A 22,399-nucleotide genomic window follows, 5' to 3' on the forward strand; every position below is an offset into this window, starting at 1 on the left:
GGCCTCTGGTGCCCCGAATCCCGCGGCGTTAGGTTGAGGTCGGACGGCGACGTTCCGTACGGAACGTCAAGGCACCGACACCGCAGGGAGATGGCCCGTGATCGCGCACGACGGTATGTACATCGGTGGCAGCTGGCGGCCCGCCGTCGGGACCGGCACCATCGAGGTCGTCAACCCCGCGGACGAGCAGGTCGTCGCCAGTGTGCCCGCGGGTTCCGCCGAGGACGTCGACGCCGCGGTCGCCGCCGCCCGCGCCGCCCTGCCCGGCTGGGCCGCCACCCCGCCCGCGCTGCGGGGCGAGCGCATCGCCGCGCTGCGCGACCAGCTCGCCGCCCGGCAGGACGAGATCGCCGCGACGGTCACCACCGAGCTCGGTTCGCCGATCGGCTTCGCCACGCGGGTGCACGCCGGGGTGCCCGTCGCCGTCGCCGGGTCGTACGCGGAACTCGCCGCCACGTACGCCTTCGAGGAGCGGATCGGCAATTCCACGGTCCTCCACGAGCCGGTCGGCGTCGTCGGCGCGATCACGCCGTGGAACTACCCGCTGCACCAGATCGTCAACAAGGTGGCCCCCGCGCTCGCGGCGGGCTGCACGATCGTCCTGAAGCCCGCCGAGGACACGCCGCTCACCGCCCAGCTGTTCGCGGAGTGCGTGGCCGCGGCGGAGATTCCGGCGGGCGTCTTCAACCTCGTCACCGGCCTCGGCCCGGTCGCGGGTCAGGCGCTCGCCGAGCACCCCGGCGTCGACCTGGTCTCCTTCACCGGCTCCACCGCCGTCGGCAGGCGGATCGGCGCGATCGCGGGCGCGGGCGTCAAGCGCGTCGCCCTCGAACTGGGCGGCAAGTCGGCGAACGTCGTCCTCCCCGGCGCCGATCTGGAGAAGGCCGTCGCCGCCAATGTCGCCGACGTGTGCCGCAACGCCGGGCAGTCCTGCAACGCCCTGACCCGGCTGCTCGTCCACGCCGACCGTTACGAGGAGGCCGTCTCCCTCGCGGCCGCCGCCGTCGCCGCGTTCGTGCCCGGCGACCCGACCGACCCCGCGGTCCGCGTCGGCCCGGTCGTCAACGCCAAGCAGCACGCCCGCGTCCGCGGCTACATCGACAAGGGCGTCGAGGAGGGCGCCCGGCTCGTCGCCGGCGGCTCCCACGCGCCGGAGGGCCGGGACAAGGGCTACTTCGTCCGCCCGACGGTCTTCGCGGACGTCACCCCGGAGATGACGATCGCCCGGGAGGAGATCTTCGGCCCGGTGCTCTCGCTCCTCAAGTACGAGGACGAGGACGAGGCCCTGCGGATCGCCAACGGCACGGAGTACGGGCTCGCGGCGGCCGTCTGGGCGGCGGACGAGGAGCAGGCCGCGGCGTTCGCGCGCCGCCTGGAGGCGGGGCAGGTCGAGATCAACGGCGGCCGCTTCAACATCCTGGCGCCGTTCGGCGGCTACAAGCAGTCGGGTGTCGGCCGCGAGCTGGGCGCGCACGGCCTGGCGGAATACCTCCAGACGAAGTCCCTCCAGTTCTGACCCTGCCGGGGCGCCCCGCCGGTTCCGCCGCGACTCGTACCACCGAGAGGAAACCCGAACCATGGTCCGCGCCGCCGTCCTCCACTCCACCGGCACTCCCCTGCGCATAGCCGAGATCGACCTCCCCGCCCCATCCCAAGGGCAGGTGCGGATCAAGCTCGCCGCCGCCGGCGTCTGCCACTCCGACCTGTCCCTCTCCAACGGCACGCTCCGCCAGCCCGTCCCCGCCGTGCTCGGGCACGAGGGAGCCGGCACGGTCAGCGCCGTCGGCGAGGGCGTCACGCACGTGAAGCCCGGTGACAGAGTGGTGCTCAACTGGGCTCCCTCCTGCGGCAGCTGCCACTTCTGCGGGCTCGGCGAGCCCTGGCTGTGCGCGGGCGCCGGCGCGGCGGCCACCGTTCCGTACGCCACGCTCGCCGAGGACGGCACCGCGCTCCACCCGGGCCTCGGCACCGCCGTCTTCGCGGAGGAGACGGTCGTCCGGGCGAGCGCCGCCCTCCCCCTGCCGGAGGGCGTGCCGCTGGCGGAGGCGGCGCTGCTGGGCTGCGCGGTGCTCACCGGCCACGGCGCGGTGCACCACTCGGCACGGGTCCGCGCCGGGGAGTCCGTCACCGTCCACGGCATCGGCGGGGTGGGCCTGGCAGCCCTGCAGTCGGCGCGGATCGCCGGTGCGGGGACGATCGTGGCGGTCGACGTGTCCCCGGAGAAGGAGCAGCTGGCGCGCGCCGCCGGTGCCACGGACTTCCTCGTCGCCGGCGACGGCACCGCGAAGCGGATCCGTGAACTCACCGGCGGCCACGGCGCCGACGTGGCCATCGAGTGCGCGGGCCGCGCCGAGGCGATCCGTACGGCCTGGTCGTCCACGCGCAGGGGCGGCCGCACCACGGTCGTGGGCATCGGCGGCAAGGACCAGCGGGTGACGTTCACGGCCCTGGAGCTCTTCCACTTCGGCCGTACGCTGTCGGGTTGCGTCTACGGCAACAGCGACCCGGCGGAGGATCTCCCGGTGATCGCCGGGCATGTGCGCGCCGGGCGGTTCGACCTGTCCGCGATGGTCACCGACCGCATCGGCCTGGACGGCATCCCGGAGGCGTTCGACGCGATGCTGGCGGGGCGGGGCGGCCGGTCGCTGGTGGTCTTCCCGGAAGGGTGAACAGGGGGCGCGCCGCCTCACGCATCGTCGCGCACCGGGAGATGGATCAGCAGGAGCACCAGGCCCGCCACGACGAAATTGCGCTCGGCGGCCTGGAGCCCGTTCCACTTGGCGGACTGCCACATGGCGAACCACTCGCCGCCGATCGCGATGAAGCCCATCCCGAAGAGCAGCAGGATCATCACGAGCCCCACGGTGGTGACGCGCCGGGCGGCCCTGCGCGCCGCCGGGCCGCGCACCCAGAGCGCGGTGCCGGTGATCAGCACGAGGGCGGCGACGGTCTCCCAGACGATGATGGCGACATAGGCGATGTCCTGCAGGGCGTGGTCGGTGATCGCCCGCCACATGAGGTCGTCGTCCTTGAACGTCGTGTCCATCGCCAGGACGTGCCGGACGAACTCCCGGTTGGTGCCGAAGTCGGTGATGTTGCCGAAGGCGACGAGTGCCGTGTACAACGCCACGGTCGCGGTCAGCGCGAGCCCGACGACCTGAAGCGTGCCGATGCGCTGCGCCTGCCTTTGCCATTTGCTCGCCATGTGAGTCTCCCGCCCTCGCGCGCGCCTGCCCCTGCGGGATGCATGCCCGTGTCGTGGGCGGTATACGCGAACAGTGCGGGTGTGTTGCCTCCCCCAGCTACCGCTGGGAGGTGCCCCCAGCGGCGGGAGCGCCCTGCGGGCGCGTCCTCAATCGCCGGACGGGCTGATTTCGTTGGCTACGGTCCGCGAAATCAGCCCGTCCGGCGTTTGAGGACAAGCGGCGCAGCCGCTTCGGGGGTCTGGGGGGCTTCCCCCGGTTTCGGGAAGGGGCGGGGATGGGGAAGAAGCCCGCCGGGCCGCACGCGAACGAGGGTCCGGGGCCGGGCCCGGCAACGGCGGGGAGTGGGAGTCGCCCAGGCCACAGCCTAAGCGCTTGCTCAGCCCCAAGGGTATGGTGTTCGTCTCGCCGACGGGCAGTCCGCGGCGCAGCCGAAGAGCGGGGGCTCGGGATGGACGCGAAGCACACGCACAGCGAGGAGTGGGCCGAGGTCACGCCCGACGCCGCGCGCCGGCTGGTGACCGCCGCCGTCGCCGCGTTCGCCGAACGCGGCTATCACGCCACCACCACCCGCGACATCGCCGGCCGCGCGGGCATGAGCCCCGCCGCGCTCTACATCCACTACCGGACGAAGGAAGAGCTGCTCTACCGCATCAGCAGCGTCGGACACCGGCTCGCCCTCGACATCCTGCGCCGGGAGCGGGACCGCGACGGCACCCCCGCCGAGCGCCTCGCCCGCGCCGTACGGGCCTTCGTCCGCTGGCACGCGGAGCACCACACCACCGCCCGCGTGGTGCAGTACGAGCTGGGGGCGCTCGGCGAGGAGCACTACACCGAGATCGTCGAGCTGCGCCGGGACACGGACGCGGCGGTCCGCGCGATCGTCGAGGACGGGGTCGCGACGGGCGACTTCGACGTCCCCGACGTGCGCGGCACGACGCTCGCCGTGCTCTCCCTGTGCATCGACGTGGCCCGCTGGTTCAACGCGGAGGGCAAGCGCACCCCGGACGAGGTGGGCGAGCTCTACGCCGACCTGGTCCTCCGCATGGTCGGCCACACCGGCTGACGAACGCCGACGGGCCGAATCGCGCACCACGGCCCTGATCCATTGACTCGCCCGGCGCGGAATCCTACGGTCTCCCATAGGAATCCATCGGCGCGGGGAGCACGCGATGAGCGATACGGGCGACGAGCAGGCCCGGAAGGCCGCCGGAGCACTGGCCTACTCGGCCGGTTTCGGCAACGAGCACAGCAGTGAGGCCGTCCCCGGGGCACTGCCGCACGGGCGGAACTCTCCGCAGCGGGCGCCGCTCGGGCTGTACGCGGAGCAGCTGAGCGGGACCGCGTTCACCGAACCCCGGCACACCAACCGGCGTTCGTGGCTCTACCGCGTCCGGCCCTCCGCGGCGCACCCGCCGTTCACCCGGACCGGCAACGGCAACATCAGCAGTGCCCCCTTCACCGACTCCGTGCCCGACCCCAACCGGCTGCGCTGGAACCCGCTGCCCGAGCCCGCCGAGGGCACCGACTTCGTCGCCGGGCTGTGGACGCTGGGCGGCAACGGCGACGTCACCCAGCGCACCGGCATGGCCGTTCACCTCTACGCCGCCAACGCCTCCATGACGGACCGGGTGTTCAGCGACGCGGACGGCGAGCTGCTGATCGTCCCCGAGCGCGGGGCGCTCCTGCTGCGGACGGAGTTCGGACTGCTGCGCGCCGAGCCCGGCCATGTGGCGCTGATCCCGCGCGGGGTGCGGTTCCGGGTGGAGCTGCCGGACGGGTCGGCCCGCGGTTACGTCTGCGAGAACTACGGGCAGCCGTTCACGCTCCCCGAGCTCGGGCCGATCGGCGCCAACGGGCTCGCGAACGCCCGGGACTTCCTGGCGCCGGTCGCCGCGTACGAGGACGTCGAGCGCCCCGTGGAGGTCGTCAACAAGTTCTGCGGCAACCTCTGGTCGGCGACCTACGACCACTCGCCGCTGGACGTCGTGGCCTGGCACGGCAACCTCGTCCCGTACGTCTACGACCTGCGGCGCTTCAATGTGATCGGGTCGATCAGCTACGACCACCCGGACCCGTCGGTCTTCACCGTGCTCACCTCCCCGTCGGACACCCCGGGCCTGGCGGGAGTCGACTTCGTCGTCTTCGCGCCGCGCTGGCTGGTGGGCGAGGACACCTTCCGGCCGCCGTACTTCCACCGGAACGTGATGAGCGAGTACATGGGGCTGATCGAGGGCGCGTACGACGCGAAGGCGGAGGGCTTCCTGCCCGGCGGCGGGTCGCTGCACAACATGATGTCGGCGCACGGGCCGGACCGGGAGACCTTCGACCGGGCGAGCGCGGCGGAGCTCCGGCCGCAGAAGGTGGACGACGGGCTGGCCTTCATGTTCGAGACGCGCTGGCCGGTCATGACGACGGAGCGGGCCAGGACGGCGGACCACCTTCAGCCGGGTTACGACGACGTGTGGCAGGGTCTGGAGCGCCATTACCGCCGGTGATGGTCCACCAGCCGCCGTAGCCGTAGAGCCGGAGTTCTCCGTGACCACCTTCGCCCCCGACTCCGTCGCGCTCAACCGGAAGCTGCCGCTCTGGTATCAGGTGTCGCAGTCACTGCGCGCCTCGATACTCGGGCGGCGCGCCGACGATCCGCTGCGGCTGCCCACCGAGGACGCGCTCGCCGCGCACTACGGCGTCAGCGTGCTCACCATGCGGCAGGCGCTGAAGGAGCTGGAGACCGAGGGGCTGATCAGCAGGCACCGGCGGCGCGGCACCTTCATCGAGCCGAGCGCGCGGCGGAGTTCGCCGGTGCGGCTGCTCGGTTCGGTGGACGCCATCGTGGCCCAGCAGTCCGGGGAGCGGACGGAGGTGCTCGGCCACGGCCCGGAGAAGGTACCGGCCGAGCTGGCCGAGCACTTCCCCGGTCTCGACGAGGCGGTGGCCTACCGGCGGCTGCGCTGCGACGAGCGGACCGGGGAGCCCACCAACTGGGCGGAGAACCTCGTCCGCCCCGAGCTCGCCGAGCGCATCGAGCTCGCCGATCTGGAGCGCTGGCCGATGACCAAGGTGCTGCGGGACGCGGTGGGCGTGCGCATCAGCCGCATCACGGACACGGTCGAGGCGCGGCTCGCGGACCCGGAGACGGCGCGGCTGCTCCAGGTGCCGCTGCTGAGCCCGATCCTCTACTACACGGGGGTCACGTACGACGAGGGCGGCCGGGTGGTGGACGTGGCCCGCATCCACTACCGCGGCGACCGCTTCTCCTTCACCGTCACGGTGGACGCGCCGTAGCCGGTGCGTGGGCCGCCCCCGCTACGATGCCCCGGCCCGACCGTGCGGATCGAGGAGGAGCAGGCCCGTGACCACCCCTCAGCCCGACGGCGCGCCGCTGCTGGACGACCTCATGCCCTGGTCCGTCGCGCCGCTGAGACTCGGCCGCGCGTGGATCATGGCCCCCGATCCCGGTTCGCTGAAGGCCCGTTGGGCCGCGCTCGCGGGCGCCGACCCCGCCGCCCGCGCCGCGCTCTTCCGCCCGACCCGCTCCCGCACGCCGCACAGCGCCGTCCCGCAGCTGCCCGGCCAGGCCACGCCGACCGGGCGGCTGGCGCGCGAGGTGGGGCCGTGTCCCGAGCCGGTGCGGATCGCCCACGGGCCGTACGACGAGCAGTGGTTGCTGCCCGACCACCGGCTCGTCGACGCGGCGCGGCCGGAGCTGTGGCGGGTGGCCGACGGCCATCAGATCCACCTGCTTGACCCGGCGCCCGGCACGGACGGCCCGGCCTTCTCGGCCCTGTTGCCCGACGGGCACTCCCCCGGCGGCAGGCCCGGCCGGATCCGGCCGCTCCACCGGCGGCCCGGCGGCCTGGAGCCCAATCTCGCGCCCGGTCTCCTCGACCACCTCACCGGCCGCCTCGGACGGCCGGTGTCCGCCGAGGACTTCCTCGCCTGGACCGCCGCCGTCGCCCGCCCCTCCCGCGCCGGTACCACCGTGCCGCTGACCGCCTCGCCCCGGCTGTGGGAAGAGGGGGTCGCACTGGGCCGCCGCGCGCTGTGGCTGCACACCCGGGGCGCGCGGTGCGCCCCCACGCCGGGGGAACGCCCCCGGCTGCCGGGTGGCCGGAGGCCGTACGTCCGTGCCGCTCTCGCACCGGGGCTGCCCGGGAGCCTGGAGTACGACCCGGCGGAGGAGACGCTGCGGCTGGGTGAGGGCAGGATCGCGCCGGTGCCGGTGGGCGCCTGGGAGTTCCGCGCGGGCGGGGTGCGGGTGCTGGAGAGCTGGTTCGCGGAGCGTACGGAGCGGGGCGGGCCCGGGACGCTGGAGGCCGTGCGGCCCGCGGCCTGGCCGCCGGAGTGGACGTCCGAGCTGCTGGAGCTGATCACGGTCCTGGCGCTGCTGGCGGAGCCGGCCGTCCGGCGTCCACTGCCGGTGCCGGACAGCGGGCCGGACGCCGCGGGGCTGCGCCGGGCGGGCGTGCTCCCGCCGCCGCCCTCTTCCCGGCGGCCCGCGACGGTGCTGGGCCATCAGGAGGAGGGCCCGGAGGGGCAGTTCGCGCTGCTATGAGCCGCGGCGGCTCTCGGCCTCGAAGCCGTCCAGGACGCGGTCGATGGCGCGGGCGAACACCTCGTCCGGGTCGAACCTCCCCGGCCCCTCGGTCAGCGTCTTCGCCATGCGCGGGTACGCGCCACCGGCCAGCACCCGCATGATGTAGGCCGTGCGGGCGGCCTGTTCCTGCTCGGGCGAGTACGGCGAGGTACGGGCGCGCTCGGCCGTCGACAGCTCGTTGGAGACATAGGCTGTGATGACGCCGTTGAGCATGGCGAGCAGCTCGACCTTGGTGCCGTTGTCGACGTCCAGCCCCTCCATGGCCCACAGGGCGTATTCGAAGTAGCGCAGCGCGTTCGGGCTGAAGCCGTGGGCGGGCGACATCAACCGGGGCACCCAGGGGTGGCGGTGCATGATGCCGCGCGTCTGCCGGCAGAGCGCCTTGAGGTCGGCGCGCCAGTCGCCCGATGGCGCGTCGGGGAACTCGTACTCGGCGACGACGGCGTCGACCATCAGCTCGTACAGGTCCTCCTTGCGCGGCACGTAGTTGTACAGCGACATCGTGCCGCAGCCGGTCTCGGCCGCCACGCGCCGCATGGAGACGCCGTCGAGCCCCTCGGCGTCGGCGACGCGCACCGCCGCAGCCGCGATCTCGGCGCGGGTGTGCGCGGGGCGCGGGCCGCGGCCGGCGCGTTCGGGGCGCGCCCAGATCACCTCGGGCCCGGACGGGCGACCGCTGGCTGTCATCGATCATCACCTCGCCCCCCATCGTAGTTACGTACAGCGTACGTAGTGGAGTATGGTCACCTCCATGACTACGTACGCTGTACTTAGTGAGGGTCTGGAGAAGCGATTCGGCCAGGTCCACGCGCTGCGCGGGCTGGACCTGGCCGTGCCCGAGGGCACCGTGTGCGGGCTGCTCGGGCCCAACGGCGCGGGCAAGACGACCGCGGTCCGGCTGCTCACCACCCTGCTCGCGCCCGACGGGGGCCGGGCCGAGGTCGCCGGGCACGACGTGGCGCGGGACCCCGCCGCGGTGCGCCGGGCCATCGGGGTGACCGGCCAGTCCACCTCGGTGGACACGGATCTGACGGGGCGGGAGAACCTGCGGCTGTTCGCCCGGCTGCACCGGCTGGGCGGCGCGGTGGCGCGCGCCCGCGCCGACGTGCTGCTGGACCGCTTCGCGCTCGGCGACGCGGCGGACCGGCCCGCCCGCACCTACTCCGGCGGGATGCGGCGGCGGCTCGACCTCGCCGCGAGCCTGCTCACGAGGCCGCGGGTGCTCTTCCTCGACGAGCCCACGACCGGCCTCGACCCCGCGAGCCGCACCGCGATCTGGGACGTCGTCCGCGAACTGACCCTGGCGGGCACCACGGTGCTGCTGACCACGCAGTATCTGGAGGAGGCGGACCAACTGGCCGACGACATCGCGCTCATCGACCGGGGCCGGGTCACGGTCCGCGGCACGCCGGCCGCGCTGAAGGCGGAGATCGGCGCGTACGCCGAGGTGGTCGTCGCCGACGCCGCGGCGCTGCCGGGCGCGGCCGTCGTACTGGGCCGCCTCACCGGCCGGCCCGCGGCGCTCGACGCCGGACGCCGCGCGGCGGGTGCCGCCACCACCGACCCGGACCTGACCCTGCCGCGCATCGTGCGCGAACTCGACGCCGCGGGCGTGCCCGTCGTCGACGCGACCCTGCGCCGGCCCACCCTGGACGAGGTCTTCCTGCGTCTCACCGCCCCCGCCGCCGCCCTCACCGACGCCGAGGAGGCGCTCGCATGACCACGCTCGCCCTGTCCGACAGCTGGTCGATGCTCGGCCGCAACCTCCGGCGGATGCAGCACGCGCCCGGCCTGTTCGTCATCACCATGACCGTGCCGGTGACAATGCTGCTCTTCTTCGGCTATGTCTTCGGCAGCGCGGTGGTGCTGGACGGCGGCGGGAACTACCGGGCCTACCTGGTGCCGGGACTGTTCGCCGCGACCGCGGTCAACGGCGTCATGACCGCGATGCTGGCCTCCGCGCAGGACTCCCAGCGGGGCGTCATGGACCGCTTCCGCACCCTGCCGATGAGCCGCTTCGCGATCCCGGCCGGGCAGACCGCCTCCGATGTCGTGCTGGCCGCGCTCGGCATGGTGCCGCTGACGCTGTGCGGGCTCGCGGTGGGCTGGCGCATCGAGGGCGGGGTGGCCGGTGCCGTCGGCGCCTTCTCGCTGCTGCTGCTCTTCCGGCTGGTCACGGCCTGGCTGGGGCACTACCTCGGGCTGGTGGTGGGGACCGAGGAGGCCGCGGGACAGCTGGGTGCCGCCACCTTCATGCTCCCGCTGCTGTCGAACGCCTATGTGCCGACCGACGGCATGCCCGGCTGGCTGCGCACGGCGGCCGAGTGGAATCCCATCAGCGCGGTGGTCACTGCGGCGCGGGACCTCTTCGGCAACGGCGGACCGTCAGCCGACGCACCCTGGCCGGTGGCGCACCCCGTCGCGGCGTCGCTCGCCTGGTCCGCGGTCCTGCTGGCGGTCTTCGTGCCGCTGACGGTCCGTCGGTACGGGCGCGACGCGGCCTGACGGCCCCGGGCAAGCCACAGCGCCGTCCGGCCGGCCCTGGGGAGAGGGCGTACGGCCGACGGCGCTGAGCCGGGTCGGAGTGGTGGGTGGCTCTGTGATCCGGGCCGGGGTCCGGGTCAGCCGTGGTTGCCGAAGAGTGAGCGGCGCAGGCGTCTGAGCGGCGCCAGGAGCGAGACCTTGGCGGTCCTGCTCTGCTTGGTCGTCGCGCGGTCGCGCGCGGTCAGCTCCCGCATCAGCAGGGTCGCGTTCTCGACCTCCCGCTGCGGCAGGGCGGGTCCGCCCAGCACCGCGAGATGGCGGTCGAGGCGCGCACTGGTCGCACCGCTGTTGCAGTTGATCGCAGGCACTCGAGGCCTGCCGCGCATTGCTATCTGATCCATCGAAACTCCCCACCCGTACGAGGCACCCCGGCCCAGGCAGAGTAACCCTACCGCCCCATTCCGTCACCCGCGCATCGGCGGGCCGTATTCACCACTCCGTCAAGGGCGTTGACGAACCTGGCGTGAACCTGCCGTCACTGGGCGCTAGTTGACTCGGGCCGGAATGCGCGGAACGGGGGGCAATCACGCTCCGTTGCGGTACATTCACCCCGAATTGCTCTCTTGCGGGAGGGGGCCCGTCGATGAGCGGGAATTCCGGAGCCGGGTACGGCGACCAGGGCGATCGGGTGGTGGCGGACCGGTACCGACTGCTGGACCGGCTCGGCCAAGGTGGTATGGGCGTGGTGTGGCGGGCGCGGGACGAGGTGCTGGACCGCGAGGTGGCCGTGAAGGAGGTGCGGGCCCCGGCCGGGCTGCTCGACCACGAGGTGCGGCAGCTCTACGCCCGGATGGAGCGCGAGGGCCGGGCGGCGGCCCGCATATCGCACCCCAATGTCGTCACCGTCTACGACGTGGTGACCGAGGACGGCCGCCCCTGGATCGTCATGGAGCTGATCCGGGGCCTCTCCTTCGCCGATGTTCTGGAAGCACAGGGCTGCGTCACGCCCGCGCGCGCGGCGCACATCGGCGCGGAGACGGTCGCCGCGCTCCGGGCCGCGCATCAGGTGGGGGTGCTGCACCGCGACGTGAAGCCGGGCAACGTGCTGCTGGCGAACGACGGCAGGGTGGTGCTCACCGACTTCGGGATCGCGACGGTCGCGGGCAGCTCGGCGCTGACGAGGACCGGTGAGCTGGTGGGCTCGCCCGAGTACCTGGCCCCCGAACGGGCGCTCGGGCGGCCGCCCGGCCCCGCCTCGGACCTCTGGTCGCTGGGGGTGACGCTCTACGCGGCGGTGGAGGGCTTCTCGCCGTTCCGCCAGGACACCCCGCTGAGCACGATAAGGGCCGTGGTCGACCAGGAGCTGCCGCCGCCGCGCGGTGCGGGCGCGCTCGCACCCGTACTGGAAGGGCTGCTGCGCAAGGAGCCGGAGCGGCGGCTCGACGCGGCCGAGGCGGAGCGGATGCTGCGCGCGGTCGCGGAGGGCCCCGCGGGGGCGGATGCCCCGCCCACCGTCTCCCACGCGCCGACGGTCCCGGCGCACCCGGCCGCCCCGGCGCCGCTCGCGGGCGCCGGGGCCCACACCCCTCCCGGGAGCTTCGGCCCCGCGGCCGCCGGTCCGGCACCGGGGCCCGAGCCCGACGGGCAGCACCGGCGGACCGCCACGGTGCTGATCGTCGCCGCCCTGGTCGCCGCGCTGCTGGTGGGCGGTCTGGTGTGGGCGCTCACCCGCGGCGGCGGGGACTCCGGCGGCACGGCGTCCGCCGGCGGAGCCTCCTCGGCCGACGGCCGCGACGCGGGCGCGCCACCGGCCACCGGCCCCGGGAGCTCCGCCGCCTCGGCCGCCTCCCCCGGCGACTCCGCCGACTACGGGGTGCGCGTCACGGTCACCGCGCAGCGCGACCAGTACACCGGCACCTGCCCGCCCCCGGCGGGGTCCGCGCCGGCGTTCAAGGCGTCCGTCGCCGTGGGGCGCACCCCGGTGGACGTCGTCTACCGCTGGGTGACGGGCAGCGGTAAAGTCGCGGACGGCGGCTGGCGGACGCTCCGCTTCACCTCGGCCCGCACGCAGACCCTGAGCCATGTGGAGTCGGACCGCGGCCCGTCGGACGCGGGCGACGACTGGATCGCCGTCGAGGTCAAGAGCCCGCAGCAGCTGACCTCCTCTCATGTGTCGTTCACGGTGCGCTGCGACAAGCCGTCGACGGGCGGCCCGTCGCCTTCATGGAGCCCTTCGGGGACGCCGGGCCGGTCACCCTCGGCGGGCGGCTCGACCCCGGGCGGCGGGGGGTACGGCGGGACGTACGGCGAGACGGCTCCGTACGGGTCAGGCGGCTGAGGCGAAGACCGGCAGATAGCCCTGCGACTGGCCTGCGGCGGTCGGGTGGTAGGACTCGTCGACGGGCAGGGTCACGCTGTTGAGCCAGGGGCTGCCGGAGCAGAGCTCGTGGCCGCCGAAGGTGGAGTTGACGTCGGCGTAGGCGAAGCCGTGGTCGGCCGCGCGCTTGGCGATGACGGTGTCGATGTGGTCGGCCGCGGCGTTGATCGCGGATCTCTTGGTCTCGCTCAGGCCGCCGAAACAGCTCCCGCCGAGTTTGTAGAAGCGCGGGTAGCCGATGACGACGACGTGGGCGGAGGGCGCCCTGTCGCTGATGGCGGAGTAGACGCCGTCCAGCTGGCCGGGCAGCGTGTTCTGGATGTAGTCGCGGGCCTGGGCGATCCGGTCCAGGCAGCCGCTGTCGCTGCTGAACACGCAGGTCGTCATGGTGTCGGCGAAGCCCGCGTCGTTGCCGCCGATGGTGATGCTGACGAGTCCGGTGGACGCGTCGAGCGGGTCCAGCTGGCCGCTGAGAACATCACCCGTTCGGGCGCCCGAGCAAGCGGTGAACGCGAAGCTCGCGGGGGTGTGCCCGGCGGCCCAGAGCGCGGGGTACGCCTTGGTGCTGCGCTTGCAGGAACCGCTCCCGGAGTCGTAGCTGCCGGCTCCCACACCGGCCGAGTAGGAGTCACCGAGGGCCACATAGCCGGTAGTTGCGGTCTTCTCGGCGGACTGGGCGGGTCCTGCGCCGAGGAAGGCGAGGGTGGCGGTGAGCGCCAGCGCGGATACGGAACCCACGACTCTGTTCAGCTTCATGGAACCTCCTTTACCAGGGGCGCTACTTACTCCGTAGTAGCAGTCGCCCTCATGCGATGGAAGTGTCCATGACAAGAACATGGAAAAGGTGAATGCTTGACGATCGTCTCGTGGAGATCTTCTGACGGATCGACAGATTCCGCTGGGGGCCGCCCTGACGGAAAGACTCCGGTTCGCTCACCTATGGCGTAACCGGAGTCTGTTTGCACGGCCTTCACATCTTGACGTGCCTCCGCCGATTGCGCGACATTGAAACTTGGCATCCGGCGCTTCGGGGGGCAAAGTCGCCAATGCAGAGCTTCACTGATCCCACCGGTCTCACTGATCCAACTGGTCCAACCGGCGTGAGCGAGCTGACCGATCTGTCTGAGCTTTCCGAACCTGACGAGTCCTCCGGGTCCGCCGTCGGACCCGCCGGGCCCCGCGCGCCCGCCGAAGCGGCCGCCCCGGCCCAGGAGTACACCGGCGCCGGCGGGATGCCGTCGGCCGGCGACTCCCTTCCCATGATCGCGGGAGCCGCCACGGCCATCGCGGGGGTGGGCGCCGCGCTCGCGCTCGCCGACATCGGCTCACCGCTGCGCGCGCCGTTCACCCTGTTCTTCCTGATAGTCGCGCCGGCGTGTGCCATCGGGGCCGCGCTGCGCGGCCTCGACCCGCTCAGCCGCTCCGTGGTGGCGGCCGGCGGCGCCGTCGCCGTCGACCTGCTGATCGCACAGGTCATGCTCGCGCTGCACACCTGGACAGTGCGGGGTGGCGTCGCCGCCGTCGCGGCCGTCAGCCTCCTCCTGTTCCTGCTGGCACACGCGCGGCACCGCCGGGGCCGCGCGGCGAAAAGTCGGGCTTCCTGAGGTGAACATCAGCGTGTACCGGCCCGGCGAGCTCACCGCGGCCGACCGGGCGGCCTGGTCCGCCCTGCAGTCACGGGCCGTCGAGGACGGCTCACCACAGCTCGCGAACCCCTTCCTGGCACCGGAGTTCGCCCTGGCCGTCGGCCGCTGCCGGCACGGGGCCCGGATCGCGGTCGTGCGGGAAGAGGGCGAGCCGGTGGCCTTCTTCCCCTACCAGCGCTCGCCGATGGGGGTGGGCCGGGCCATCGGCCTGGGCGTCTCGGACGCCCAGGGCCTGATCCACCGCCCCGGATTCCAGTGGGACGCACGGGAGTTGCTGATCGCGTGCGGGCTCTCGGTGTGGGAGTTCGACCACCTGGTGGAGGGGCAGAAGCCCTTCGAGGTGGGCGCCTCCGGGTCGTACGGCTCACCCGTGGTCGATGTCGAGCAGGGCTTCGATTCCTATCTGGCGGCGCTGCGCAAGCAGTCGCCGAAGTTCACCCGCACCACCCTCGCCAAGGAGCGCAAGCTCGGCCGGGACGTCGGCGAGGTGCGCTATGTGCACGACGAGCGCGACCCGACGGTGCTGGGCACCCTGATCGGCTGGAAGTCCGCGCAGTACCGAAGAACGGGGCGCAGCGACCGCTTCGCGCGGCCGTGGATCTCGCATCTGGTGGAGCAGCTCTTCCACACCCGCGGCGCGTCGTTCACGGGTCTGCTGTCGGTGCTCTACGCCGGCGGCCGGCCGGTCGCGGCGCACTTCGGGCTGTGCTCGGGTCCGGTGCTCGCCTGCTGGTTCCCCGCGTACGACCCGGCGTTCGCGAAGTACTCGCCGGGTCTGGTGCTGCACTTGCGGATGGCCGAGGGGGCCGCCGCCGCGGGGATGGCCTACCTGGACCTGGGGCGCGGCGAGAAGGCGTACAAGAACTCCCTCAAGACACGTGAACTCAGCGTCTCCGAAGGGTGGGTGACGCGCCATCACCCCGTGGCCCTGGGGCACCGGGTCCGGCGCGCGCCGGTGCGGGCCCTGCGCAACACGGTGCTGGCCCGGCCGGAGCTCTTCGAGCGCGCGGACCGGCTGCTCAAGCGCATGGGGCGGTTCCGCGCGGGCAGTTGAGGCGCGGGGGCGCGCCCCCGTAGTGCGCCGTTGACGGCGCACTACGTCAACCGGACGTGTGAAACGGGCGCAAAAAACACCCAAAGGAGGAGTCACCGCACCAGCTCTTGCCATACAGTCTCAACCATCAATACCGTCGTACATCCACCCGCATCGGCCCATCGGTTTCAGCGGCTCAAGGGGAGGGCTCGAGCGCCGCGATGGTGTCGGGGGCGGGGCGCGGTGGGGGGTGCCGCGTTCGGTAGTCACGGTCGCTCAGTCGCGTACCGCGCGACCGGTCTTCGTTGTCAACTCACCCTGGCCGTACGGTGCTTCAGGCAGCGTCGGGCGAGGCGAGTACCCCCTTTTCGAACCGGATAAGCCACTGGACCGCCGGGGGGCGGTCCACCGGACGAGAGGGAAATCCGACTCATGAGTTCTTTCCTTCGCCCTGCGACCGATCAGGAGCCGGCGCCGGCCGGCCACTACCGCCCGGTGAGCTCGCATCTCGCGATAGCGCCACCGGTGAGCGTCGTCATCCCGGCCATGAACGAGGCGGAGAACCTTCCGTACGTGTTCAAGACGCTGCCGGGCTGGATCCACGAAGTGGTCCTCGTGGACGGCAATTCGACCGACGACACCATCGCGGTCGCCCGGGGGCTGTGGCCCGACGTCAAGGTCGTCGAGCAGCGCGGCAAGGGCAAGGGCGACGCGCTGATCACGGGTTTCGCGGCCTGTACGGGCGAGATCATCGTGATGGTCGACGCGGACGGCTCCGCGGACGGCAACGAGATCGTCAGCTACGTCTCCGCGCTCGTCGGCGGCGCGGACTTCGCCAAGGGTTCCCGCTTCGCCAACGGCGGCGGCACCGACGACATGACGCCCATCCGCAAGCTCGGCAACCGCGTCCTGTGCTCCCTGGTCAACCACAAGTTCGGCGCCCGCTACACCGATCTGTGCTACGGATACAACGCCTTCTGGAAGCACTGCCTGGACGACATCGCCCTGGACTGCGCCGGGTTCGAGGTCGAGACCCTGATGAACATCAGAGTCGTCAAGGCGGGCCTCAAGGTCCAGGAGATCCCCAGCCATGAGTTCGTGCGCATCCACGGCACCAGCAATCTGCGTGCCGTGCGCGACGGGCTGCGGGTCCTGAAGGTCATCCTCAAGGAGCACGGCGCCCGTCGCCGGCGCCCGCACCGCCTCGCCATCGCGCCGGCCGCCAACCGCAGGGAAGTCTCTTGAGCAGCCCACCCGACCACCGCCCGGCCGGCGTGCCGGATGTCTCGGTGGTCATCTGTGTCTACACCGAGGACCGCTGGGACGACATCCTCGCCGCGGTGGCCTCGGTGCGCGACCAGTCCTGGCCCGCCCTGGAGACCCTGGTCGTCGTGGACCACAACGCCGCGCTGCTGCGCCGCCTCGCCAAGCGGTACGGCGACGACGGCGCCGGTGCGACGGCCGGGGTGCGGGTGCTCGCCAACGCGGGCCCCCGCGGCCTGTCGGCGGGCCGCAACACCGGCATCGCCGCCTCCTCCGGCGAGGTGATCGCGTTCCTGGACGACGACGCGGTCGCCGAGCGGGAGTGGCTGCGCCACTTCGCGCGGGCCTATGCCGACCCCCGGGTGATGGCGGTCGGCGGCCGTACGGAGCCGGTGTGGGAGTCCCGGCGCAGGCCGGCCTGGTTCCCCGAGGAGTTCGACTGGGTGGTGGGCTGTTCCTATCGCGGTCTGCCGCCCGGCCGGGTCCGGGTGCGCAACGTCCTCGGCGGCAACGCCTCCTTCCGCAGGTCGGCGTTCACCCTGGCCGGGGGGTTCGCCAGCGGCATCGGGCGGGATGGCGACCGGCTGCCGCTGGGCGGCGAGGAGACGGAGCTGTGCATCCGGCTGACCCGGGCCATGCCGGAGGCGGTGCTGCTGATCGACGACCGGTCGGTGATCCACCACCGGGTGCCGGCCGTGCGGGAGCGCTTCCGCTACTTCCGCACCCGGGCGTATGCAGAAGGGCTGTCCAAGGCCCTGGTCACCCGCAGTGTGGGGGCGCAGTCGGGGCTGTCCTCGGAGCGCCGCTACACCACGCGCGTGTTGCCCGCGGGCGTCGCGCGCGGCGTGCGGGACGCCCTGCTCGGCAGGCCGGGCGGCGCGGGCCGGGCCGGGGCGATCGTGGCCGGGCTCGCGGCGACGGTGGGCGGCTATGCCCTCGGCAGCGTCCGGGCGCGCCGCGGCGGGGTCCGGTTCGCGGTCGCGGAAGTGCCCTCGGGCGGCACGCCGACGGAGGAGCCGCACGGTGGGCACGGTCCGAACGGCCCGGCAGCGGGCCCTCCCGAGGAGGCCGGCGCGTGAGTGCGGACCGGGTGCCGATACTGATGTACCACGCCGTGGCGGACTCACCCGCCCGGGCGACGTACGGCCTGTCGGTGTCCCCCGACTCGTTCGCGGGACAGATGCGGCTGCTGGCCGAGCGCGGGTTCACCCCGCTGACGGCCGAGCAGCTCGCCGTCGCCTGGCGCACCAGCGCCGTGCTGCCGCCGAAGCCGGTGCTGATCACCTTCGACGACGGCTATGAGGGCGTGCACCGGCACGCCCTCCCGGCGCTCGTCGAGCACGGCTTCTCCGCGACGCTCTTCGCGTCCACGGGGTGGCTGCGCGGGGCGCACGAGACGGGCGGCGCGCTCGACCTGATGCTGACCTGGGACCAGGTGCGGGAGCTGGCCGGGGCCGGGTTGGAGATCGGCGGGCACAGCCACACCCACCCCCAGCTCGATCAACTGGCCGATGAACGGCTGTGGTTCGAGGTGCAGCGGTGCCGGGAGATCCTTGCGGGTGAGCTGGGGCGTCCACCGGTGTCCTTCGCCTATCCCTACGGTTATTCCGACCGCCGGGTGCGGCGCACGGTCCGGGCGGCGGGCTTCAGCGTCTCGCTGGCCGTGGGCAACACCCTCGCCGCGCGCCCGCAGGGGCCGTACGCCCTGGAGCGGGTGACGGTGCGGCGTTCGACCGGGCTCGGCGAGTTCGAGCGGCTCGTCGAGGGGCGGGCGCTGGGCCGGCTGTTCGTCCGGGACCGCACCCTGACCAAGGGGTACGCCATATATCGCAGAACCCGACAAGTCGTCAGGAAGGCAAGCGAAGCCCGTGTCTGACACGTCCACCCGCACCGAGGAACGGGAGACGGAGGGGCCGGCCGGCCGCAAGTTGCGGCTGCCGGGGCGGGGCGGCGGAAGTCCGCTGTTCCGCAACGCCTTCGCGCTGATGCTCAACACGGGCATCAGCGCCGTTCTCGGCGTGGGGTACTGGCTGGTCGCCGCCCGGTACTACTCCGAGGAGGCGGTCGGCCAGGGCTCCGCGGCCATCGCCGCGATGAAGCTCCTCGCGGGGCTCACCGCGGTCACCCTGACGGGGGCGCTGGCCCGCTTCATCCCCACCGCCGGACGGATGACGGGACGGCTCGTCTTCCGTACGTACGCGGGGAGTTCGGTGGTCGTGGCACTGGCCGCGACGGTCTTCCTGCTCACGCTCAACCTGTGGGGCCCGTCGTACCGCTTCCTGCACGGGCCCCTGCACGGCTTCGGGTTCGTGATCGCCGTGGCGGCCTGGTCGGTGCTCACCCTTCAGGACGGGGTGCTGACCGGGCTGCGCAGCGCGTTCTGGGTGCCGGTGGGCAATACGGTCTTCTCGGCCGTGAAGCTGGCGCTGCTGGTGGGAATGTCCGCGGCGCTGCCGACGTCCGGGGTGTTCGTCTCCTGGGTCGTCTCGATCGCCGTCTCGGTGGTGCCGCTGGGGTGGCTGGTGTTCCGGCGGCTGGTGCCGCGGCATGTGGCGGCGACCGAGGCGACGGCGCGGACGGCGTCGTACCGCGAGATGGGGCGCTTCCTCGCCGGGGACTACACCGGGTCGCTGTTCTCGCTGGCCGTGGTCTATCTGGTGCCGGTGATCATCGCCTCGCAGGTCAGCTCCACCGACAACGCGTACTTCTACATCACCACCACCATCGGCGGCACCACGAATCTGCTCGCCATCAACATGGGCGCCTCCCTCACGGTCGAGGGGTCGCACGACCCGGCGCGGCTGGCGGAGAACTGCCGGGCGGCGCTGCGCCGGATGGCGAAGATCATGGTGCCGGTCTGTGTGCTGCTGTTCGTCCTCGCGCCGTACATCCTGCGGGTCTTCGGCCAGGGGTACGCGGACGCGGCGACGCCGCTGCTGCGCTGGTTCGCGGTGGGGGCGGCGCTGCGGGTGGTGATGGAGACCTATTTCGCGGTGCTGCGGGCCCAGAGCCGCACGGCCGGACTCGCCTATCTCCAGGGTCTGTTGTGCGTGCTGGTGCTCGGTCTGACGCTGCTGCTCCTGCCCCGGATGGGGCTCACCGGCGCGGGCGTCGCGGAGATCTCCAGCCTCGCGGTGATCGTTTCCATCTCCGCGGTGAAACTGCGCAGGATCCTCAAGGCGGCGGCACCTGCGCTCGGCGCCCCGGTGGCCTACGCGCCCGACGTGGCACCGGACGGTGACCTCGCCGACCTCGCGGTGCGCGGTGACCGGCGGGACGGCCCGCGCACCGAGCCGCGCCCGGCCCGGCGGGGCATCGGGCGCGGCTTAGGATCCCGGACGGCCTCGGACGGCGGGCAGCGCGAGGGCGGGCGGTACGGCACGCGCTGGGCGCTGAGAGCGGCGCTCGACGCGGACACGATGCCGCTGGGTGTGCGGCTGGACTTCGACCACTTGGAGCGGCGCCCCGACCTCCGCCACACCCCCGACGGGGTCGGGTCGGCCTCGATGCCGCCCCCGCTGCCGAAGCCTTCGGCCGCCGACGCGTCCTCAGCACGGCCTGCCCCGGCCGGGCCGTCCCCGGCCAAGCCCGTGGCGAAGCTCGCCGCGACGGCGCCGCCCGAGGCCCGGCCAGTGCCGGTCGCGGCTCGGCCGCCCGTGCCGAAGGCGCCCACGGCGGCGCCCGTGACGCCCGCGCGGGCAGCCGCGGCGGCCGTGGAAGGCCCGCTCCCCCGCCCGGCCGCCCCCCGGTGGTGGCGGCCCGAGGCGGGGATCTGGCTGCTGTTCCTCGGTGCGCTCGCGCTCTACTGGACGCCGCTGGGCTCCCTGGGCGAGTCCGGCCTGGACGGCATGGGCGGGCTCGGGCTGATCTCCGTGCTGCCGGTGGCGACGCTGGTGGGCACCGCCCTGCTGGTGACATCGTTCGCGGCCGCGCTGGCACTGCCCCGGCAGCGCCGGTGGCTGCTGACGGCGGTGCTGCTGCTGACCGTCGTGTCCCTGCACGCCGCGCCCGCCGTGCTGGAGGCGCAGCCGCGCTTCGCGACGGCGTGGCAGCACCTGGGGTTCATCGACTTCATCGACCGTACGGGGGTGGCGGCGCCCGACCTCGACGCCCGCTGGAGCTGGCCGGGCTTCTTCGCCCTCGCCGCGTTCCTCGCCCGGGCCTGCGGGGTGAGCGACCTCACCGAGGTGCTGCGCTGGTGGCCGCTGACCGTGCAGCTGCTGAGCCTGGCGCCGCTGGCCCTGCTGCTGCGGGCGGTGCGGGCGGGCTGGCGGGCGAAGTGGACGGCGGCCTGGCTGTTCGTGCTGTGCGGCTGGGTGGGCCAGGACTACTTCTCCCCGCAGGCCCTCAACTACCTCTTCTACCTGCTGTTCGTGGCCGTGCTGCTGGTGTGGTTCCGCTGGCCGAGGCAGCTGCGCGGCAAGCTGCTGCCGGGCGAGGCGGAGGTCGTCCCTGCGGGCCGCAGCGAGCTGGGGATCCTGCTCGCGGTGGTGCTCGCGCTGTTCGCCGCGTCGGTCGCGAGCCATCAGCTCACCCCGTTCGTGATGCTGGGGGTGCTGACCGCGCTGGTCGTCACCCGGCGCTGCACGCTGCGCGGACTGCCGCTGCTGTGCGCGGTGATGCTCGCGGTGTGGGTGGGCTTCCTCGCGGAGCCCTACTGGTCGGGCCACTTCAACGAGCTCTTCGGCGGTCTGGGGTCCCTGGGCGGCAATGTCTCCTCGTCGGTCTCGGGCCGCATCGAGGGCGGCAGCGCCACGCACAAGCTGGTGCTGTACGTCCGGGTGGCGCTGGCGGGCGGAGTGCTGGCGTTCGCCGCGCTCGGCTGGTGGCGCCGCCGCCGGTCCGGGATCGGCGATCTGGCGCTGCTGCTGCTCACCGGGGTGCCCTTCCTGGCCTTCGGGATGCAGTCGTACGGCGGTGAAGTGGCCCTGCGGGTCTTCCTGTTCGCGGTGCCGGGCGCCTGCGTCCTGGCCGCGCTCGCGCTCTTCCCCCGCCCGCGCGCGACGGCTAGCGCCGGTGTGCTCGGTCCGGTGGCCGCGCTGCTGGCCGGGCTCGTCCTCGTCTTCGGCTTCCTGGTGGCCCGCTGGGGCAACGAGTCCTTCGAGCGGGTGCGGCCCGGCGAGGTCGCCGCCATGGACTATGTGTACGCGCACGACAAGCCGACCGTGCAGCTGCTGTGGATGAGCAACGACACCGCCAAGAACGTCACTCCGGCCATGCCGTGGGGCAGCCGCGACATGGAGCGGGTGCTGTACGAACCGACGCTCGCGCCCCGCGACCCGGCCCGGGTGGACGACCTCGTGACCGCCCTGCGCAAGGCCGGGCCCCGGGCGTACATCATGGTCGACCGCGGCCAGTCGGTCTATCTCCAGCTCGACTCGGGCTACGCCCCCGACTGGGACGACCGGGTGCGGCGCGCCCTCGACGGCCGGCCGGAGCTGCGGCGGGTGCTCTCCAACGAGGACGCGGTGCTGTACGAACTGAAGACCCCGGCCACGGGCACGGCCCCCCCGCCCCGCCCCGGCCCCGCCGGGCCCCGCGTGACGTGGACGCCGGTGTCGGTGGTCGGCGCGCCGGCGGCGGTGGCGCTGCTGCTGCTCCTGTCCGGGCGGGAGTTGCTGCGGGTGATGGGCCGCCCCGGAGTCCGCCAGCTGCGCTGGCTCCAGAGCACGTACTGGTTCGCGCTGCCGCTGCTGGTGGTCCTGCTGGTGTCACTGGTGGTCCGCATGGCGACGATCTCGTAGCGGGCGGTTTCCCCGGGGCTCCGCCCCGGACCCGTGCTCGGGTGCGGCC

Annotated in this window: 19 protein-coding genes; 15 read left to right on the top strand and 4 right to left on the bottom strand. The window is 73.2% G+C overall.

What is annotated here, in order from left to right; genetic code table 11:
• Positions 1–97: 97 nt before the first annotated feature.
• Both DXZ73_RS11795 and DXZ73_RS11800 read left to right on the top strand, forming a co-directional pair.
• A complete protein-coding gene (locus tag DXZ73_RS11795) occupies positions 98–1,516 on the top strand; it encodes an aldehyde dehydrogenase family protein (protein WP_116210956.1) in 1,419 nt (472 codons plus the stop codon).
• A gap of 61 nt (positions 1,517–1,577) precedes the next feature.
• On the top strand, positions 1,578–2,669 hold the full coding sequence (locus tag DXZ73_RS11800; RefSeq protein ID WP_116210957.1) for a Zn-dependent alcohol dehydrogenase: 1,092 nt from the start codon (positions 1,578–1,580) through the stop codon (positions 2,667–2,669).
• A gap of 17 nt (positions 2,670–2,686) precedes the next feature.
• Here DXZ73_RS11800 and DXZ73_RS11805 read toward each other — a convergent pair whose 3' ends face one another.
• Positions 2,687–3,205, bottom strand: coding sequence for a DUF2165 domain-containing protein (locus DXZ73_RS11805; protein WP_116210958.1), 519 nt, complete (start codon positions 3,203–3,205; stop codon positions 2,687–2,689).
• A 449-nt stretch (positions 3,206–3,654) separates the two neighbouring features.
• Here DXZ73_RS11805 and DXZ73_RS11810 point away from each other — a divergent pair, with 449 nt between their 5' ends.
• From DXZ73_RS11810 to DXZ73_RS11825, 4 genes are all read left to right on the top strand, one after another.
• Entirely contained in the window at positions 3,655–4,269 is a 615-nt protein-coding gene (locus DXZ73_RS11810) for a TetR/AcrR family transcriptional regulator (RefSeq protein WP_116210959.1), read from the top strand.
• 106 nt (positions 4,270–4,375) lie between these two features.
• A complete protein-coding gene (hmgA, locus tag DXZ73_RS11815) occupies positions 4,376–5,701 on the top strand; it encodes a homogentisate 1,2-dioxygenase (RefSeq protein WP_116210960.1) in 1,326 nt (441 codons plus the stop codon).
• Positions 5,702–5,741: 40 nt separating this feature from the next.
• A complete protein-coding gene (locus DXZ73_RS11820; RefSeq protein ID WP_116210961.1) occupies positions 5,742–6,491 on the top strand; it encodes a GntR family transcriptional regulator in 750 nt (249 codons plus the stop codon).
• Between the two features lie 112 nt (positions 6,492–6,603).
• The gene (locus tag DXZ73_RS11825; RefSeq protein WP_116215555.1) at positions 6,604–7,761 is read left to right on the top strand and encodes a type ISP restriction/modification enzyme; all 1,158 of its coding nucleotides are present in this window, start codon (positions 6,604–6,606) and stop codon (positions 7,759–7,761) included.
• Here DXZ73_RS11825 and DXZ73_RS11830 read toward each other — a convergent pair.
• Positions 7,756–8,490 carry a TetR/AcrR family transcriptional regulator C-terminal domain-containing protein gene (locus tag DXZ73_RS11830; protein WP_116210962.1) on the bottom strand — a complete coding sequence of 245 codons (735 nt, stop codon included), beginning with the start codon at positions 8,488–8,490 and terminating at the stop codon, positions 7,756–7,758. The genes DXZ73_RS11825 and DXZ73_RS11830 overlap by 6 nt on opposite strands.
• A gap of 64 nt (positions 8,491–8,554) precedes the next feature.
• Here DXZ73_RS11830 and DXZ73_RS11835 point away from each other — a divergent pair, with 64 nt between their 5' ends.
• Positions 8,555–9,523: an ATP-binding cassette domain-containing protein gene (locus DXZ73_RS11835; RefSeq protein ID WP_425315824.1), complete on the top strand. Its 969-nt coding sequence runs from the start codon at positions 8,555–8,557 to the stop codon at positions 9,521–9,523.
• Positions 9,520–10,308, top strand: a complete 789-nt coding sequence (locus DXZ73_RS11840) for an ABC transporter permease (RefSeq protein ID WP_116210964.1) — start codon at positions 9,520–9,522, stop codon at positions 10,306–10,308. Before DXZ73_RS11835 ends, DXZ73_RS11840 begins: the two co-directional genes overlap by 4 nt.
• 116 nt (positions 10,309–10,424) lie before the next feature.
• Here DXZ73_RS11840 and DXZ73_RS11845 read toward each other — a convergent pair whose 3' ends face one another.
• Positions 10,425–10,688, bottom strand: a complete 264-nt coding sequence (locus DXZ73_RS11845) for a hypothetical protein (RefSeq protein WP_116210965.1) — start codon at positions 10,686–10,688, stop codon at positions 10,425–10,427.
• A gap of 242 nt (positions 10,689–10,930) precedes the next feature.
• Between DXZ73_RS11845 and DXZ73_RS11850 the strand changes: the two genes are divergently transcribed.
• Entirely contained in the window at positions 10,931–12,625 is a 1,695-nt protein-coding gene (locus tag DXZ73_RS11850; protein WP_116210966.1) for a serine/threonine-protein kinase, read from the top strand.
• Here DXZ73_RS11850 and DXZ73_RS11855 read toward each other — a convergent pair.
• Positions 12,614–13,420: an SGNH/GDSL hydrolase family protein gene (locus tag DXZ73_RS11855; RefSeq protein WP_116210967.1), complete on the bottom strand. Its 807-nt coding sequence runs from the start codon at positions 13,418–13,420 to the stop codon at positions 12,614–12,616. The two genes, DXZ73_RS11850 and DXZ73_RS11855, sit on opposite strands and share 12 nt — an antisense overlap.
• A gap of 344 nt (positions 13,421–13,764) precedes the next feature.
• On the opposite strand from DXZ73_RS11855, the gene DXZ73_RS11860 reads away from it, so the two are divergent.
• From DXZ73_RS11860 to DXZ73_RS11885, 6 genes are all read left to right on the top strand, one after another.
• Positions 13,765–14,268, top strand: a complete 504-nt coding sequence (locus tag DXZ73_RS11860) for a hypothetical protein (protein ID WP_240351311.1) — start codon at positions 13,765–13,767, stop codon at positions 14,266–14,268.
• Between the two features lies 1 nt (position 14,269).
• Positions 14,270–15,364 (top strand): GNAT family N-acetyltransferase, encoded by a 1,095-nt coding sequence (locus DXZ73_RS11865; protein ID WP_116210969.1) that lies wholly within the window; start codon positions 14,270–14,272, stop codon positions 15,362–15,364.
• A gap of 411 nt (positions 15,365–15,775) precedes the next feature.
• Complete coding sequence (locus DXZ73_RS11870; protein ID WP_116210970.1) at positions 15,776–16,588, top strand: glycosyltransferase family 2 protein; 813 nt, start codon at positions 15,776–15,778, stop codon at positions 16,586–16,588.
• On the top strand, positions 16,585–17,685 hold the full coding sequence (locus DXZ73_RS11875) for a glycosyltransferase family 2 protein (protein ID WP_240351312.1): 1,101 nt from the start codon (positions 16,585–16,587) through the stop codon (positions 17,683–17,685). Before DXZ73_RS11870 ends, DXZ73_RS11875 begins: the two co-directional genes overlap by 4 nt.
• A 23-nt stretch (positions 17,686–17,708) precedes the next feature.
• On the top strand, positions 17,709–18,482 hold the full coding sequence (locus DXZ73_RS11880; protein ID WP_116215557.1) for a polysaccharide deacetylase family protein: 774 nt from the start codon (positions 17,709–17,711) through the stop codon (positions 18,480–18,482).
• On the top strand, positions 18,475–22,350 hold the full coding sequence (locus DXZ73_RS11885; RefSeq protein ID WP_116210971.1) for a lipopolysaccharide biosynthesis protein: 3,876 nt from the start codon (positions 18,475–18,477) through the stop codon (positions 22,348–22,350). Before DXZ73_RS11880 ends, DXZ73_RS11885 begins: the two co-directional genes overlap by 8 nt.
• Positions 22,351–22,399: the final 49 nt, after the last annotated feature.

The organism is Streptoverticillium olivoreticuli subsp. olivoreticuli (assembly GCF_003391135.1).
GTDB classification, from domain to species: Bacteria; Actinomycetota; Actinomycetes; order Streptomycetales; family Streptomycetaceae; genus Streptomyces; species Streptomyces blastmyceticus.

What these genes read in the sequence shown, in the direction of transcription:
- DXZ73_RS11800 (WP_116210957.1), top strand. Translation starts at nt 1,578, where the DNA reads ATGGTCCGCGCCGCCGTCCTCCACTCCACCGGCACTCCCCTGCGCATA.
- DXZ73_RS11805 (WP_116210958.1), bottom strand. Translation starts at nt 3,205, where the DNA reads ATGGCGAGCAAATGGCAAAGGCAGGCGCAGCGCATCGGCACGCTTCAG.
- DXZ73_RS11810 (WP_116210959.1), top strand. Translation starts at nt 3,655, where the DNA reads ATGGACGCGAAGCACACGCACAGCGAGGAGTGGGCCGAGGTCACGCCC.
- hmgA (WP_116210960.1), top strand. Translation starts at nt 4,376, where the DNA reads ATGAGCGATACGGGCGACGAGCAGGCCCGGAAGGCCGCCGGAGCACTG.
- DXZ73_RS11825 (WP_116215555.1), top strand. Translation starts at nt 6,604, where the DNA reads ATGCCCTGGTCCGTCGCGCCGCTGAGACTCGGCCGCGCGTGGATCATG.
- DXZ73_RS11830 (WP_116210962.1), bottom strand. Translation starts at nt 8,490, where the DNA reads ATGACAGCCAGCGGTCGCCCGTCCGGGCCCGAGGTGATCTGGGCGCGC.
- DXZ73_RS11835 (WP_425315824.1), top strand. Translation starts at nt 8,555, where the DNA reads ATGACTACGTACGCTGTACTTAGTGAGGGTCTGGAGAAGCGATTCGGC.
- DXZ73_RS11840 (WP_116210964.1), top strand. Translation starts at nt 9,520, where the DNA reads ATGACCACGCTCGCCCTGTCCGACAGCTGGTCGATGCTCGGCCGCAAC.
- DXZ73_RS11845 (WP_116210965.1), bottom strand. Translation starts at nt 10,688, where the DNA reads ATGGATCAGATAGCAATGCGCGGCAGGCCTCGAGTGCCTGCGATCAAC.
- DXZ73_RS11850 (WP_116210966.1), top strand. Translation starts at nt 10,931, where the DNA reads ATGAGCGGGAATTCCGGAGCCGGGTACGGCGACCAGGGCGATCGGGTG.
- DXZ73_RS11855 (WP_116210967.1), bottom strand. Translation starts at nt 13,420, where the DNA reads ATGAAGCTGAACAGAGTCGTGGGTTCCGTATCCGCGCTGGCGCTCACC.
- DXZ73_RS11870 (WP_116210970.1), top strand. Translation starts at nt 15,776, where the DNA reads ATGAGTTCTTTCCTTCGCCCTGCGACCGATCAGGAGCCGGCGCCGGCC.
- DXZ73_RS11880 (WP_116215557.1), top strand. Translation starts at nt 17,709, where the DNA reads ATGTACCACGCCGTGGCGGACTCACCCGCCCGGGCGACGTACGGCCTG.